Genomic DNA, 16217 nt, shown 5'->3' with positions numbered 1-16217 from the left:
GTGCCGCCCCCATCGCGAGCAGGCTCGCTCCCACAGAGATCTGCGGTGTAACCATTGGTCTGATTGCATTCACAGCCGGATGGGTTAGTGTGGCTCTTACCTTCCAAAACAATAAAAACAGGCTTTCCAATGAGCCAGAGTCTCAGCCAGCTGCGTAAATTCGTTTCACCTGAAATCATCTTTGGTGCCGGTTGCCGGCACAACGTCGGCAACTACGCCAAGACCTTTGGTGCCCGCAAGGTCCTGGTGGTCAGCGATCCTGGCGTGATCGCCGCCGGTTGGGTCGCCGATGTCGAGGCCAGCCTGCAAGCCCTGGGCATCGATTACTTCCTCTACAGCGACGTTTCCCCCAACCCACGGGTCGAGGAGGTCATGCTCGGTGCCGAGTTGTACCGGGAAAACCATTGCGACGTGATCGTCGCCGTCGGTGGCGGCAGCCCGATGGATTGCGGCAAGGGCATCGGCATTGTCGTCGCTCACGGCCGCAGCATCCTCGAGTTCGAAGGGGTGGACACCATTCGCGTGCCCAGCCCGCCGCTGATCCTGATTCCGACCACCGCGGGTACCTCGGCGGACGTCTCGCAATTCGTGATCATCTCCAACCAGCAAGAACGCATGAAGTTCTCCATCGTCAGCAAAGCGGTGGTCCCGGACGTGTCGCTGATCGACCCGGAAACCACCCTGAGCATGGACCCGTTCCTGTCGGCCTGTACCGGCATCGACGCGTTGGTGCACGCCATCGAAGCCTTCGTGTCCACGGGTCACGGCCCCTTGACCGACCCGCATGCGCTGGAAGCGATGCGCCTGATCAACGGCAACCTGGTGCAGATGATCGCCAACCCGAGCGACATCGCCCTGCGCGAGAAGATCATGCTCGGCAGCATGCAGGCCGGGCTGGCGTTCTCCAACGCGATCCTCGGCGCGGTGCATGCCATGTCCCACAGCCTGGGCGGCTTCCTCGACTTGCCCCATGGGCTGTGCAACGCGGTACTGGTGGAGCATGTGGTGGCCTTCAATTACAGCTCCGCGCCGGAACGGTTCAAGGTGATTGCCGAAACGTTCGGCATCGATTGCCGTGGCCTCAATCACCGGCAGATCTGCGGGCGTCTGGTTGAGCACCTGATCGCGTTGAAACATGCCATCGGCTTCCACGAAACCCTCGGTCTGCACGGCGTCAGCACGGCGGACATCCCGTTCCTGTCGCAACACGCTATGCACGATCCGTGCATCCTCACCAACCCGCGCGAATCCAGTCAGCGTGATGTCGAGGTCGTCTATGGCGAAGCCCTCTGACGAACAACAACGGGCGCTGGCCGGGTTACTCGGATTAGGCAGTCACTCGGCGCGCAAGAGCCATTACCCGGAACTCGCCGCGCGCCTCGACGAGCTCGAAGCCGAGCGCAATCGCTACAAGTGGCTGTTCGAAAATGCCGTGCACGGGATCTTCCAGGCGAGCCTGCTCGAAGGCATGCGCGCCGCCAACCCTGCGTTGGCGCGGATGCTGGGCTATGCAAACCCTCAGGACGTGCTGTTTTCCCTGGCGGATCTGGCGAGCAACCTGTTTGTCGGCGGTGCGCGGGAACTGGAAAACATCGGTGAAATCCTCCGACATCAGGGCAGTCTGCACGGCTATGAAACCCAGTTGCGGCGCAAGGACGGCAGCAGCCTCGATGTGCTGATGAACCTGCTGCTCAAGCCCGATCAAGAGGCGCTGGTGGAGGGTTTTGTCGCCGACATCACTGAACGCAAGCAGGCGCAGCAACGGTTGCAACAGCTCAATGACGAACTGGAACAGCGTGTCACCGCGCGCACCGACGAATTGCTTGAAGCCAACCGCAACCTGCAGCAACAGATCACCCAGCGCAAACAGATCGCCGAGGCCTTGCGCGATGCCCGGGACGCTGCCGAGGCCGCCAATCGCAGCAAGGACAAATACCTCGCCGCCGCCAGTCACGACCTGCTGCAACCGCTCAACGCCGCGCGTTTGCTGATTTCGACCTTGCGTGAACGCAAACTGCCGGACGTCGAACAGGTGCTGGTCGAACGCACCCATCAGGCCCTGGAAGGGGCGGAAGACTTGCTTACCGATTTGCTCGACATCTCCCGGCTCGATCAGGCCGCGGTCAAACCGGATGTCGCGTTGTACCGCCTCGATGAATTGCTCGGGCCGCTGGCGTCCGAGTTCCGGTCAGTGGCCGATGCGGCCGGGTTGCGTTTGCGCGTGCACATGGGCGATTTCGCCATTCGCACCGACCTGCGGCTGATGACCCGTATCCTGCGCAACTTCCTCAGTAACGCCTGCCGCTACACCGACGAAGGCAGCATTCTGCTCGGGGCCCGGCGGCGGGGTGACAGGCTGCGCCTGGAAGTGTGGGACACCGGGCGCGGGATACCGGCGGATCGCCTCGACTCGATTTTCCTCGAGTTCAATCAACTGGACGTCGGCCGCGCCGCCGACCGCAAAGGTGTGGGGCTGGGGCTAGCCATCGTCGAGCGCATCGCCAAGATCCTCGACTACCGGATCCAGGTGCATTCGCTGCCGGGACGCGGTTCGATGTTCAGCATTGAGGTGCCGATCTCCCATGAGATTCCGTTACCCATCAGCCTCGCGGCGCCCCAGTCGGGGACCGGAAATCCGTTGCCGGGCCGGCGGTTGCTGGTGCTGGACAATGAGGTGAGCATTCTGCAAAGCATGAGCGCATTGCTCGGGCAGTGGGGCTGCGAAGTGGTCGTCGCCACCGACGAAACCTCGGCACTGGCCGCGTTGCAGGGCCAGGCGCCGGAACTGATCCTGGCGGACTACCACCTCGATCACGGGGTTGTGGGGTGTGAGGTGGTCCGGCATCTACGCGAGCATTTCAGCCAGACCATTCCGGCGGTGATCATCACCGCCGACCGCACGGACCAGTGCCGACGCTCGTTGCAACGACTCGACGCGCCGCTGCTGAACAAACCGGTGAAACCCGGCAAGTTGCGTGCAGTGCTGAGTCAGCTATTGGGGTAGGCGCGGTACTGCATGCTGAAAGCCAGTTCAGCGGACTGATCCTGCTCCAGCAACACCAATCCCGGCCGACCGGGCAAGTGGTGCGCATTGACCGGATGGCTCACCGGTTCGATGCAGAAAAACGCCAGGTCCACCGGGCAGTAGAGCAAGTAGTAATCGCTGCCGCTGGCCTGGCATTCCAGTTCATAACCGAGGTCGGGTTGCTGGATCAGGCAGTAGCCATCCCATTGGCAGAATCCGTTGTCGACCAGCGTGCCGGGCAAGGCCTTGAGTTGCTGAAAGTCCCAGTCGGCCGGCAATGTGCTGAGCCGTGTGGGCAGTTTGGCCGCGTCGCATAACCAGACTTGCCCGGCTTTTGCCTGCAACCGCGTGCCAGCGGTGCGCGGCAGATACGGGTGCAATCCCAAACCATGCCACGCAGCGCGTTCGGCCAGATGCGAGACGTGCAATTCGATGCTCAGTTTGCCGTTGCTCAGATGGAAACGCTGCCGGGCGCGATACGCGAACGGTGTGGTGCTGTCGAGTTGCAGCACGACTTCATCCTGCGTTTGCAAAACCACCTGCCACGGCTGCTGCCAGGCGCTGCCATGAATCGGCAGCGGATCAGTGAGGCTGTTGGGCTCGAGCGCGAGCCAGCCATCCGGGCGATCAAAACCACCGTCGGAAATGCGGTTCGACCATGGCACCAGCGGAAAGCATCCGAGCTTGCCCGGCAGGCCGGTGTTGAGCGCGTGAGCGTCGCTGTGGCGCAACAGCGGCTGTCCCGAACTGCGCACGGTCCAGTTGACGATGCTCGCACCGAGTTCGGGGGCGAGGGTGAGGAGAGTGAGTCCGTCGTTGAGTTCGAGCAAGGTTGGCGTCATGTTCACCAGCGATACGAGCGTTTCAGTCAGTGGTTGAAAACGGGTTCCGGCAATCCCTTTACACCGGGTTCAAGGGCGAACACGCCCCCGGCCAGTGACTGTGGGTCGTGGTCGTCACCGGGGCGGATCGAGGTCACGAACAGCGTGTCCAGTCGACTGCCACCGAAGGCGCACATGGTTGGTTTTTTCACGGGTACGGCGAGGGAACGATCAAGACGACCGTCGGGAGTAAAACGGTGAATCAGCCCAGCGTCGTTGGCGCAGATCCAGTAGCAGCCATCGGCGTCTACTGCGGCGCCGTCGGGGCGGCCAGGGAACTGATGCATATCGACGAACAGCCGTTGGCTGGACGGCGTGCCGCTGTCGATGTCGTAGTCGAAAGCCCAGATCTGCTGGACCGAGGGATGCGAGTCCGACAGGTACATCGTGCGGCCATCCGGGCTGAAGCCGAGGCCATTGGGCACGATGAATCCACCCAGTTGCGCGCCGAGCGGCCCGCGTTCTCCGGCACTGTAGCGATACAACGCGCCGTCGGCCGCATTGGCGCCCATGTTCAGCACCATGCTGCCGGCCCAGAAACGCCCCTGACGGTCACAACGACCATCATTGAGGCGCATGTCGGTGCGGGAATGGTCGACGTGCGCCAGCAATTCACTGTCAAGGCTGCCATCGTTGTGCGTGTGAAGGCGAAAGAATCCGCTTTCCATCCCGGCGACCCAACCGCCGTCAGGGCTTCGCACGATGCAGGCGAGCATTTCCGGTGCGGTCCAGGCCTCGACACGGCCGGTTTCGGCGCTCCAGCGTTGCAGGCCCCCGGCGGGAATGTCGACCCAGTACAGGGCGTTTTCCTCAGGAACCCAGACAGGGCTTTCACCGACCCCGTTTCGGGCATCGACAATCAATTCGGCTTGCATGGCGACTCATTCCCTTGGTTTTTTGTTGTGGAGATCAAGTGAAACGAATGGGGTCAGTCGCCGAACGGGCCGGACGTGACGAAGGCACCACCCTGATAAACCATGGCCGGGTCATCGGCGGCCGGCATCGGCTGGGCTTCGACTTTGTCGCGGAACACTTCAGACGTGTCCTTTGGTGCGTAACCCAGGGCGGTAGCATAGCGGTTATCCCACCAGACCTTCTTGTTGTCGGAGGCGCCGTAGACCACGGTGTGGCCGACACCAGGGGCGTACAGGGCGCGTTCGATCAAATGGGTCAGGTCGCCGAAACTCAGCCAGGTGCTCATCATCCGGCGGTTTTGCGGTTCCGGAAACGAAGAGCCGATGCGGATGCTGACGGTCTCGATGCCATAGCGATCGAAGTAGAAACTGGCCATGTCCTCACCGTAGGACTTGGACAAGCCGTAGTAGCTGTCCGGGCGGCGAGGGGAGTGGGCGTCGATCACTTCATCCTGTTTGTAGAAACCGATGACGTGGTTGGAACTGGCGAAAATCACCCGCTTCACGCCATGGCGGCGTGCGGCTTCATAGATGTGGAATACACCGCAGATGTTGGCGCCGAGGATGTCTTCGAACGAATGTTCCGTCGAAACGCCGCCGAAGTGCAGGATCGCATCCACGCCTTCCACCAGTTGATGCACGGCTTGCTTGTCCGCGAGGTCGCAGGTCACGACTTCTTCGCGATCATCGATGGCGGGGGCGATGTCAGCGATGTCCGACAGGCGAATCACGTTGGCGTAAGGCCGCAGGCTTTCGCGCAGGACTTTACCGAGGCCACCGGCGGCACCGGTCAGCAGCAGGCGATTGAAAGGGGCGTTGGGCGTAGTGGTCATGGCAGTTCCTGGACGCAAATTATTGTTGTCAGAATCGTTGTAGGTTGTCGTATGACTTGGTCGGAGTATCGTTAGGCTTTCCGGGTCTTGTCAACGCGACTTTGGTGGAAATGGACGGAGGGTTGTCAAGCGCCCAACTGTGGCGAGGGAGCTTGCTCCCGCTGGGGCGCGAAGCGGCCCCTGCAATCCTTCAGCAAGACTGGATCGTCCGGTTTTGCGACTGCTTCGCAACCGAGCGGGAGCAAGCTCCCTCGCCACAGAGTTGTCCAGGCTTCTAAAGGTTTTACAGCAACGAAATCGGATAGCTGACGAAAATCCGGTTCTCATCGAATTCATTGGTGCTGAAGTCTTTGCGGATGCTCGCGTTGCGCCATTTGACGTTGAGGTTTTTCAGCGGGCCGCTCTGGACGGTGTAGGCCAGTTCCGATTCGCGACCCCATTCCTTGCCATCGGTAATCACCCCTGTGTGCACGTTATCGCCGCTGATGTAGCGGTTCATCATCGTCAGGCCGGGAATGCCGAGCGCCACGAAGTTGTAGTCATGACGCAGCTGCCAGGATTTCTCCTTGGCATTGTCGTAGCTGGAGTTGTAGCTGTCGTTGGCCAGGGTGCCGCCGCTCGTGCCGTTGACGCGCATCCAGACATCGTCGCCGCTGAGTTTCTGCAGGCCGACATAGAACGTGCTGCCACCGTACTTGGCCGAGAGCATGGCGAACGCGGTTTTGTTGTCGAGGTCGCCGGCCAGGGCGCTGCCGTCTTCCTTGCCGATGAAGTAACCGAGATTGGCGCCCAGGGTCCAGTCGCCGATTGGCTGGCTGTGGCTGAGGTTGAAATACTGCTGCTGATAGATATCGCTGAGTTCTGCGTACCAGACACCGACCTGGGTACGTTTTTCGTTGAACGCATATTCACCGCCGCCGAAGTTGAAGCGGTCCGAGGTAAAGGCCGCCGATTTGCCGTTCATGAACATGTCTTCCATGCTCGCATCGTTACGCGGGCTGTTCTGGCGGAACTGGCCGCCGTAGAGCGTCAGGCCGCTGATCTCGGTGGACGTCACCTGGCCGCCACGAAAGGTTTGCGGCAGCGAGCGACCATCGTCAGAGCGCAGGATCGGCAGCACCGGCATCCATTCCCCGACTTTCAATTCGGTCTTCGAGACTTTGCCTTTCAGCGCCACGCCCATCCGGCCGAAATTGTCCGCCGGGCGGCCGTCATCGTGAATCGGCAGCAACTGGGTGCCGCCCGTGCCTTTGCCGCCGTCGAGTTTCTGCGAGTACAAGCCGAGCACATCCACGCCGAAGCCGACCGGGCCCGGAGTGAAGCCGGATTTGGCGTCGAGGATGAAGCTTTGCGTCCACTCTTCAGCCTTGCCTTGAGGGTAGGCCGGGTTGGTGTAGTTGCGATTGAAGTAGGCGTTGCGCAGGTTCAGCGTGGCCTTGGCGTCATCGACGAATCCTTCGGCGTTGCTGGTCATGGGCATGGCGAGTACGGCCAGGCTGCTGCAACCGATCAGGCTCAGGGTATAGCGGCGTACGAAGGTTGGGCGAGGGGTGCAGGCGAAGGAATTACGGACGTGCTTGCTCACTGTGACGCTCCCGATGTTTCTTGTTGTTTTTATTGTTGTCATACGTCGTCGTACAACGCTGGGGTGATTATTTGCGAGGGTTTAGCGGGTTGTCAATCGGAAGTTATACGATGACTTGGGGATTGTGCTGTCAGCTAGAAATCATGGGAGGCATGGTGCCCAGGAGGGAGACCGCAGCCACTGCGCCCATCCCCACCAACCATTCCGCAATCCTTGATCTGCAACCGATTGAACAGCACCAACCGCAAGATGCAGGAAACGGCACAGCACCAGCGCGCTCGTCATGAGTGACCGGCCGACCTTGAAGCTGTACGCGCCTTCGCTTTTATGGGTGTCGACCGACGCAAGTCCGACGGTGCACTCACGGCGCTGTCAGCGGCCGGGGTCTGGCCTTTCAGATGGGCGTGGCAAATACCGACGAGGCGGCGAGCAGCGAGCCGAGGAGGACGGCGATGGAGAGGGATTTCTTGAAAAGCATCGCGGAGATCTCAGAGGCAGGTTCGAAGAAGGGCGACAGTTAACTGCGAGCGTGAGCGGGTGGTGGTACGAAGTTTCGTTTTCCGCTGTCGCCGCGAGGTAGAGCGGATGCTAGTCTTGAGCAACGCTGTTGCCAGGGAGCCCCCATGGGCAATCACAAGATCGAGATTCGCCGCAGTAACGTCGAAAAAATCCTGCTCGGGGCCGAAAAGGTCTTTGCCGAAAAAGGCTTCGGCGGCACCGCCATGGCCGACATCGCCGCCGAAGTGCAACTGCCGCGTTCCAACCTGCATTACTACTTCAGCACCAAGACCGAGTTGTACAGCGCTGTGCTGTTCGATTTGCTGGAGGTGTGGAAGCAGGACGCCCTGTGTTTCGAGATGTTCGATGATCCGCGCGTGGTGCTCAGCAGCTACATCCGCGCCAAGATGAACCACTCCCGCAGCCGGCCTTACGGCTCGAAAGTCTGGGCCAATGAAATCATCCACGGCGCACCGACGTTGGGTGAGAAACTGGACGTCAGCCTGTACGACTGGGCCAAGATGAAAGAGGCGAAAATTCGCCAGTGGGTGGACGACAAACGCATCTTGCCGGTGGAGCCTTCAAGCCTGCTGTACATGATCTGGGCCTCGACCCAGCATTACGCTGACTTTGATCATCAGGTGAATATCCTGAACGATCATCAGCCGCTGTCGGACATGCAGTTCGAGCGGGCGGTGCAGACGGTGACGAGTGTGATTTTGCGGGGGATCGGTCTGGAGCCTTAAAATCTCGAGTGGTGCTGCCGGCCTCATCGCGAGCAGGCTCGCTCCCACATTGGAATGCATTTCAAATGTAGGAGCGAGCCTGCTCGCGATGGCGTCAGTTCAGGCGCCGAAGATTTCAGACCGCAACGTGATACGGATTCCTCGGATCATGATTCCAGTCCAGAAACGGCTTCCCGTTCTCCATCGGCACCATCTCTATGCAGTCCTGTACCGGGCAAGTGATCTGGCACAAATTGCAGCCCACGCACTCCTCGTCGATGACTTCATATTTATGCGTACCGTCCGCCTGCTTGAGACTGGCCACGGCCTGATGGGACGTGTCTTCGCAGGCAATATGGCAACGCCCGCAGCCGATACACGCTTCCTGGTCAATCTTCGCAATGACCTGATAGTTGATGTCCAGGTACTTCCAGTCAGTGGTATTGCCCACCGCGCGCCCGGAAAATTCCGACACGCTGGCGTAACCCTGACTGTCCATCCAGCGTGACAAACCGTCCTTCATTTCCTCGACAATCCGGAAACCATGCAGCATCGCCGCCGTGCACACCTGCACCGAGCCGCTGCCCAGCGCGATGAATTCCGCCGCATCGCGCCAGTTGCCAATGCCGCCGATGCCGGAAATCGGCAAGCCTTGCGTCTGCGGGTCGCGGGCAATCTCGGCGACCATGTTCAGCGCAATCGGCTTCACCGCCGAACCGCAATAACCGCCGTGGGTGCTTTGGCTGCCGACGGTGGGGTTGGCGACCATGCGCTCCAGGTTGACGCTGGTGATCGAGTTGATGGTGTTGATCAGCGACACCGCGTCGGCACCACCGCGATGGGCTGCACGGGCCGCGACGCGGATGTCGGTGATGTTCGGCGTCAGCTTGACGATCACCGGCAGCGAGCAATACGTCTTGCACCAGCGCGTGACCTGCTCGACATACTCCGGCACCTGACCGACCGCCGCGCCCATGCCCCGTTCCGGCATGCCGTGCGGACAACCGAAATTCAGTTCGATGCCATCGGCACCGGTGGCTTCCACCAGCGGCAGGATGTATTTCCACGATTCTTCGACGCAGGGCACCATCAGCGACACAATCAACGCCCGATCCGGCCAGTCTTTTTTGACCTGGGTGATTTCCCGCAGGTTGATCTCCAGCGAACGGTCGGTAATCAGCTCAATGTTGTTGAAACCCAATACTTCACGGTTGGCCCCGAAGTGCGCCGAGTAGCGCGAGGACACGTTGACCGCCGCCGGGTCTTCACCCAGGGTTTTCCAGACCACGCCCCCCCAACCGGCTTCGAAGGCGCGGACCACGTTGTAGGCTTTGTCGGTCGGTGGCGCGGAGGCCAGCCAGAACGGGTTGGGGCTTTTGATGCCGGCGAAGACAATCGAAAGATCGGCCATTTACGCAGCCTCCACGTTGAGCATCAGTTGAGCGTTGATGGCCTCGGCCGCCAGTTTGCCGTGCTGCACCGCTTGCACGGTGAGGTCCTGATCGAGGCTGGTGCAGTCACCGCCGGCATACACGCCCGGAATGCTGGTGCGCAGGTGTTCATCGACTTGAATCCGATCGCCCGAACGCTTGAGTTCGCGAGCCAGCGGATCGCCAAGAGCGCTCGAGTCGAAGGCCTGGCCGATGGCTTTGAAAATCGCATCGGCCGCGAGTTCGAAGGTTTCGCCGGTGGTTTGCAGGCGACCTTCCACCAGGTGCGTGCGAGCAAAGCGCATGCCGCGCACGTTGCCTCGATCGTCGAGCAGCACTTCTTCGGGTTGCGCCCAGGTCAGCAAGCGCACCTGATTGGCTTTGGCGATGTCTTGTTCGTGGTGAGTGGCGCCCATGTCCTCGACGCCGCGGCGATACACCAGATTCACGTCATGCGCGCCGAGGCGGGCCATTTGCACGGCCATGTCGATGGCGGTGTTGCCGGCACCGAGGACGATGCAGCGGTTGGCCAAAGGCAGTTGTGTCAGATCATCGGCCTGGCGCAATTCACGGATGTATTCGGTGGCGGCGAGCAAGCCCGGTGCATCTTCGCGGGCCAGCCCAAGCTGTTTGCTGGCGTTGAGGCCAAGTCCGAGGAACACTGCGTCGAATTGTTGATGCAGCTCGCTGAGGGTCAGGTTTTCGCCGAGTTTTTGTCCGTGACGGATTTCGATGCCACCGATCTGCAGCAGGAAGTCCAGTTCCTTCTGCGCGTAATCGTCCACCAGTTTGTACTTGGCGATCCCGTATTCGTTGAGGCCACCAGCCTTTTCCCGTGCCTCGAAAATCACCACGTCATGCCCATGCATGGCGCTGCGATGGGCGCAGGACAAACCGGCCGGACCGGCACCGACCACGGCGATGCGCTTGCCGGTGGTTGCGGCGCGAGGGAAGGGGTGTTCGCTGAAGTGCGCATTGTCCACGGCGTAGCGCTGTAGCAGGCCGATCAGTACCGGCGCGCATTCATGGGCGTTGTTGCGCACGCAGGCTTGCTGGCAAAGGATTTCCGTCGGACAGACCCGGGCGCAACTGCCGCCGAGGATGTTCGCCGAGAGGATTTTCTGCGCCGCGCCTTGTACGTTGTCCTGATGAATATTGCGGATGAACGAGGGAATGTCGATGTCGCTCGGACAGGCATTCACGCACGGCGCGTCATAGCAATACAGGCAGCGCGAGGCTTCCAGATGTGCCTGGCGGTCGTTGAGCGGCGGCGCCAGGTCGGTGAAATGACCAGCGAGGTCGGCCGCATTCTCGTAGGGATGCGGGAGGTGGTTCAGGGACTTGATCACGGTGTTGGCCTCACGGTTATTGAGGTGATGCCTCTGGTGGGCATTGGTTTGTGCGGTGTCTGAACGGGCCTCATCGCCAGCAGGCTGGCTCCCACATTTGGAATGCGTTTACCCTGTGGGAGCCAGCCTGCTGGCGATGAGGTCGAAGGTCTCGATCTCAGCGTTTCACGGCAACCGGCTGATTCAACTCAGCCCGCTTGCTCAGCAAATCAAACACCGCCGGATACGCCGGCCGCTCGACATACCGCCCGGCCCCTCGCTCGGCGCGCAGATCCCCATCGGCCCAGACCACACGGCCCTGGCTGATCGTATGGCTTGGCACCCCGCGTACGGTCTTGCCTTCGAAGATGTTGAAGTCGACTTGCTGGTGATGGGTCTTCGCTGAAATTGTCCGTGTGCCTTCGGGATCCCACAGCACCAGATCCGCATCGGCACCGACGCGAATCGCACCCTTGCGCGGGTAGAGGTTGAAGATCTTCGCGGTGTTGGTAGAGGTCAGCGCGACAAATTGCTGCATCGAAAAACGCCCGGTGTTCACCCCTTCATCCCAGAGCACCGCCATGCGGTCTTCGATACCCGCGGTGCCGTTCGGGATCTTGCTGAAATCGTCACGCCCCGCGGCTTTTTGCTCGGCGCAGAAGCAGCAATGGTCGGTGGCGGTGGTGTGCAGGTTGCCGGATTGCAGACCATGCCAAAGTGCTTCCTGATGGCCGCGTGGACGGAACGGCGGGCTCATCACGTAGCCGGCGGCGGTCTGCCAGTCCGGGTGTTGATAGACGCTGTCGTCCAACAGCAGATGACCGGCGAGCACTTCACCGTAGACTTGCTGGCCCTTGCTGCGGGCGTAGGTGATTTCGTCGAGGGCTTCCTTGGTCGACACGTGAACCAGATACAGCGGCGTGCCCAGGGTTTCGGCGATGCGGATGGCCCGGCTAGCCGCTTCACCTTCGACTTGCGACGGGCGCGACAGCGGATGCGCTTCAGGGCCGGTGATGCCCTGGGCCATCAGCTTGCGTTGCAGGTGATAAACCAGTTCACCGTTTTCCGCATGCACCGTCGGCACCGCGCCCAGTTCCAGGCAGCGTTCGAAACTCGCTACCAAGGTGTCATCGGCCGCCATGATCGCGTTCTTGTAAGCCATGAAATGCTTGAAGCTGTTGACGCCGTGATGGCTGACCAGCTCGGCCATTTCCTCGCGGACCTGCTCGCTCCACCAGGTGATCGCAACGTGGAAACCGTAATCGGAGGCCGACTTCTCGGCCCATCCGCGCCACTGATGAAAGGCTTCCATCAGCGATTGCTGCGGGTTGGGAATCACGAAGTCGATGATCGACGTGGTGCCCCCGGCAAGGCCTGCCGCCGTACCGCTGAAAAAGTCCTCACTGGCCACGGTGCCCATGAAAGGCAGCTGCATGTGCGTATGCGGATCGATGCCGCCGGGCATCAGGTATTGGCCGCTGCCGTCGAGCACTTCGGCGCCTGCCGGAACATCAAGATTGTCACCGATGGCTTTGATCACGCCGTCGGCGCAATAGACGTCGGCGCGATAACTTTCATCATGGGTAATAACGGTGGCGCCACGGATCAACAGAGACATTCCGAGTTCCTCGCAGGCAATGACCGACTGGTGCCGGTTCTAAATGTTTTATATGAAGCAGGCGTAGACAGGAGTATTCCTGTCAACACTGTCAGGAATAGAAACTAGTATGAGTTCGTGGAATCAGCAAGAATAATTTTTATAAGCATATAACTGATTTAAGTATTTGAAATATAAGTACTAAAACGATTAATCACCAAAATGGTGAGGCCTCTCACCATTTTGACGCACTTGACAGGTTCCAAAAATGGTCAAGATTTCTTATGTGAAATCAGCCGCTTGAGGATGGTCTATGGTTGATGCGCAACTTTGAAAAAAAGATCGACGCACCAGATTGAGTCCTGACGGTTCGGACCACTGGCCTGGCCTTTTAGCCTGAGGAAACAGGCAAGTCACCGAGGACTCACCAGATATATAAATAAAGCTGATAAACATCAGTGCTTTACGAAGTTTTTATGGAACTGCCCGATGCGCAATCGGGGTGCCCGGCACGTTTATTGATGCCACCAGCCCCTTGTTGAGCAAAAAATAATTCAAAGAACAGTGGAGCGGCCATGCAACAGATCAGATCGCAAGTGACCGAGCGCGACGGCTTGTTCGAGCTCGAAGCCGGCAGCGATGTCCTCGACAGTCCCCGTTACAACCACGATATGGCACCGACCAAGGTGCGCGAGCGAACCTGGAACAAATGGCACATCACCGCGCTGTGGGTCGGCATGGCGATCTGCGTGCCGACCTATACCCTCGGCGGGGTGCTGACCGCTTACTTCGGCCTGAGCGTCGGTGAGGCGCTGCTGGCGATTCTGTTTGCCAACATCATTGTGTTGATTCCGCTGACGCTGAACGCGTTCCCCGGCACCAAATACGGCATCCCGTTTCCCGTCCTGCTGCGTTCATCCTTTGGCATTCTGGGCTCCAACATTCCCTGTCTGATTCGCGCCTTGGTGGCGTGTGGCTGGTTCGGCATCCAGACGATGTTTGGCGGGCTGGCGATTCACCTGTTTCTGGGCTCGGTGTTCGAGGGCTGGAAATCCCTTGGCGGCACGGGTGAGGTCATCGGTTTCATGGTGTTCTGGGCCTTGAACCTGTGGGTGGTGATTCGCGGCGCCGAGTCGATCAAATGGCTGGAAACGCTGTCCGCGCCGCTGTTGGTGCTGGTCGGTGTCGGGCTGCTGGTGTGGGCCATGCCGAACGTATCGATGAGCGAATTGATGGCGATCCCGGCCAAGCGTCCGGAAGGGGCGAGCGTGGTCAGTTACTTCGCCGCCGGGCTGACTGCGATGGTCGGGTTCTGGGCCACGTTGTCACTGAACATTCCGGACTTCAGCCGCTACGCCAAAAGTCAGAAGGACCAGATCGTCGGGCAGATCATCGGCCTGCCGCTGACCATGTTCCTGTTCGCTTCACTGGGCGTGGTGATGACGGCCGCATCGGTCAAGCTGGTGGGCGTGACCGTGTCCGACCCGGTGACGCTGATCGGTCACATCCAGAGCCCGGTCTGGGTCGCGCTGGCCATGGCGCTGATCATCATCGCCACGCTCTCCACCAATACCGCCGCCAACATTGTTTCGCCGACCAACGACTTCCAGAACATCGCGCCGAAGGTGATCAACCGCACCAAGGCGGTAATGCTCACGGGGGTGGTTGGCCTGGTGCTGATGGCGCATGAGCTGCTGAAGAAGCTCGGGCTGATCGTTTCCGATGTGAGCCTGGAAACGGTCTATTCGAACTGGCTGCTGGGCTATTCCAGTCTGCTCGGCCCCATCGCCGGGATCATGGTGGTGGATTATTTCCTGATCAAGAAACAGCAACTGGACCTGGCCGGGCTTTATCGCGATGACGTCTATCCGGCGTGGAACTGGTGCGGGTTTATCGCGTTTGGTGTGCCGGTGGTGTTGACGCTGCTGTCGCTGGGCAGCGATGCCTTCAGCTGGTTCTACAGCTATGGCTGGTTCACGGGTTCGGCGCTGGGTGGGTTGATTTATTACGGGTTGTGCTCTGTTCGGCCCAGTCCGTCTGTTGCGAAAACTGCGGTGTAGGTACAGGCATACACCTATGACAACTTCCTGAGGAGATCACCATGAACGCGGCCGTAGACGTTCTGCAATCCACCCATCAGCACATCAACCGCGACCGCCTGTGGCAGTCGCTCATGGACTTGGCCAGACTCGGCGCCACAGTCAAGGGCGGCGTCTGTCGCCTGGCCCTGACCGACCTCGACCGCCAGGCCCGGGACATCTTCGTCAAGTGGTGCGAGGAGGCCGGCTGCACCGTCAGTATCGACGCCGTCGGCAACATCTTCGCCAGGCGCCCCGGGCGCAATCCGAACCTGCCACCGGTGATGACCGGCAGTCACATCGACACTCAACCCACCGGCGGCAAGTTCGACGGCTGCTTCGGTGTGCTCGCCGGCGTCGAAGTCTTGCGTACGCTCAACGACCTCGGCGTGGAAACCGAAGCGCCGCTGGAGGTGGTGGTCTGGACCAACGAGGAAGGCTCGCGTTTCGCCCCGTGCATGATGGGCTCCGGCGTGTTCGCGGAAAAATTCACCCTTGAAGAAACCCTGGCCAAGGTCGACGCCGAAGGCATTACCGTCGGCGAAGCACTGAACGCGATTGGCTATGCCGGCCCGCGCAAGGTCAGCGGTCACGCCGTCGGCGCCTACTTCGAAGCCCACATCGAACAGGGGCCGATCCTTGAGGACGAACGCAAAACCATCGGCGTGGTCATGGGCGCCCTCGGCCAGAAATGGTTCGACCTGAAACTGCGCGGCGTCGAAGCCCACGCCGGACCCACCCCGATGCACCTGCGCAAAGACGCATTGGTCGGTGCGTCCGTCATTGTCGGCGCCGTCAATCGCGCCGCCCTCGGCCATCAACCCCACGCCTGCGGCACTGTCGGTTGCCTGCAAGCCTATCCTGGCTCGCGCAACGTCATCCCCGGCGAAGTGCGCATGACCCTGGATTTCCGGCATCTGGAACCGGCACGCCTGGATTCGATGATCGCCGAAGTCCGCGAAGTGATCGAAGCCACCTGCGAAGAGCACGGCCTGACCTTCGAACTGACACCGACCGCCGACTTCCCGCCGCTGTACTTCGACAAAGGCTGCGTCGAAGCGGTACGCGGCGCGGCCCAAGGGCTTGGCTTGTCGCACATGGATATCGTCAGCGGAGCAGGGCACGACGCCATCTTCCTCGCCGAACTCGGCCCGGCCGGGATGATCTTCGTACCGTGCGAGGGTGGTATCAGCCACAACGAAATCGAAAACGCCGCACCGGACGACCTGGCGGCAGGGTGTGCGGTGTTGTTACGGGCGATGCTGGCGGCGTCGGCGGCGATTGCCGGAGGGCAAATCGCGGCATGAAGATCCGACGTTCGTG

12 protein-coding genes and 1 pseudogene are annotated in these 16217 nt (G+C 60.5%); 5 read left to right on the top strand and 8 right to left on the bottom strand.

Features of this window, described 5'->3' with window-relative positions:
* Nucleotides 1-129: 129 nt before the first annotated feature.
* Together ercA and ACM1ZW_RS26870 are read left to right on the top strand one after the other, a co-directional pair.
* On the top strand, nt 130-1293 hold the full coding sequence (ercA, locus tag ACM1ZW_RS26875) for an alcohol dehydrogenase-like regulatory protein ErcA (protein WP_017339444.1): 1164 nt from the start codon (nt 130-132) through the stop codon (nt 1291-1293).
* Nucleotides 1277-3004, top strand: coding sequence for a NahK/ErcS family hybrid sensor histidine kinase/response regulator (locus ACM1ZW_RS26870; protein WP_017339443.1), 1728 nt, complete (start codon nt 1277-1279; stop codon nt 3002-3004). The genes ercA and ACM1ZW_RS26870 overlap by 17 nt, the downstream gene beginning before the upstream one ends.
* On the opposite strand, the gene ACM1ZW_RS26865 is transcribed toward ACM1ZW_RS26870, so the two are convergent.
* The 5 genes and pseudogenes from ACM1ZW_RS26865 to ACM1ZW_RS26845 form a co-directional block, all read right to left on the bottom strand.
* Nucleotides 2989-3867 (bottom strand): aldose 1-epimerase, encoded by an 879-nt coding sequence (locus tag ACM1ZW_RS26865; RefSeq protein WP_416739721.1) that lies wholly within the window; start codon nt 3865-3867, stop codon nt 2989-2991. The two genes, ACM1ZW_RS26870 and ACM1ZW_RS26865, sit on opposite strands and share 16 nt — an antisense overlap.
* A gap of 26 nt (nt 3868-3893) precedes the next feature.
* Nucleotides 3894-4781: an SMP-30/gluconolactonase/LRE family protein gene (locus tag ACM1ZW_RS26860; RefSeq protein ID WP_416739720.1), complete on the bottom strand. Its 888-nt coding sequence runs from the start codon at nt 4779-4781 to the stop codon at nt 3894-3896.
* 53 nt (nt 4782-4834) lie between these two features.
* Entirely contained in the window at nt 4835-5653 is an 819-nt protein-coding gene (locus ACM1ZW_RS26855) for an NAD-dependent epimerase/dehydratase family protein (RefSeq protein ID WP_416739719.1), read from the bottom strand.
* A 283-nt stretch (nt 5654-5936) separates the two neighbouring features.
* Nucleotides 5937-7238 carry an OprD family porin gene (locus tag ACM1ZW_RS26850; protein WP_414878472.1) on the bottom strand — a complete coding sequence of 434 codons (1302 nt, stop codon included), beginning with the start codon at nt 7236-7238 and terminating at the stop codon, nt 5937-5939.
* A 130-nt stretch (nt 7239-7368) separates the two neighbouring features.
* Nucleotides 7369-7498 (bottom strand): annotated as a pseudogene (locus ACM1ZW_RS26845) (copper resistance protein CopD); the annotation flags it as partial.
* Nucleotides 7499-7861: 363 nt separating this feature from the next.
* On the opposite strand from ACM1ZW_RS26845, the gene ACM1ZW_RS26840 reads away from it, so the two are divergent.
* On the top strand, nt 7862-8482 hold the full coding sequence (locus ACM1ZW_RS26840; RefSeq protein ID WP_017339437.1) for a TetR/AcrR family transcriptional regulator: 621 nt from the start codon (nt 7862-7864) through the stop codon (nt 8480-8482).
* Between the two features lie 115 nt (nt 8483-8597).
* On the opposite strand, the gene preA is transcribed toward ACM1ZW_RS26840, so the two are convergent.
* The 3 genes from preA to hydA form a co-directional block, all read right to left on the bottom strand.
* The gene (preA, locus tag ACM1ZW_RS26835; protein WP_017339436.1) at nt 8598-9872 is read right to left on the bottom strand and encodes an NAD-dependent dihydropyrimidine dehydrogenase subunit PreA; all 1275 of its coding nucleotides are present in this window, start codon (nt 9870-9872) and stop codon (nt 8598-8600) included.
* On the bottom strand, nt 9873-11240 hold the full coding sequence (locus ACM1ZW_RS26830) for an NAD(P)-dependent oxidoreductase (protein WP_416739718.1): 1368 nt from the start codon (nt 11238-11240) through the stop codon (nt 9873-9875).
* 157 nt (nt 11241-11397) lie between these two features.
* Nucleotides 11398-12837: a dihydropyrimidinase gene (gene hydA / locus ACM1ZW_RS26825; RefSeq protein ID WP_017339434.1), complete on the bottom strand. Its 1440-nt coding sequence runs from the start codon at nt 12835-12837 to the stop codon at nt 11398-11400.
* A 554-nt stretch (nt 12838-13391) separates the two neighbouring features.
* Here hydA and ACM1ZW_RS26820 point away from each other — a divergent pair.
* Together ACM1ZW_RS26820 and ACM1ZW_RS26815 are read left to right on the top strand one after the other, a co-directional pair.
* Nucleotides 13392-14876 carry an NCS1 family nucleobase:cation symporter-1 gene (locus ACM1ZW_RS26820; protein ID WP_017339433.1) on the top strand — a complete coding sequence of 495 codons (1485 nt, stop codon included), beginning with the start codon at nt 13392-13394 and terminating at the stop codon, nt 14874-14876.
* A 41-nt stretch (nt 14877-14917) separates the two neighbouring features.
* On the top strand, nt 14918-16201 hold the full coding sequence (locus tag ACM1ZW_RS26815; RefSeq protein WP_414878476.1) for a Zn-dependent hydrolase: 1284 nt from the start codon (nt 14918-14920) through the stop codon (nt 16199-16201).
* Nucleotides 16202-16217 lie beyond the last annotated feature (16 nt).

It is taken from the genome of Pseudomonas sp. NFX71, from assembly GCF_048079215.1.
GTDB lineage: Bacteria > Pseudomonadota > Gammaproteobacteria > Pseudomonadales > Pseudomonadaceae > Aquipseudomonas > Aquipseudomonas fluorescens_B.
This window is presented reverse-complemented; position numbering and strand designations above follow the sequence as displayed.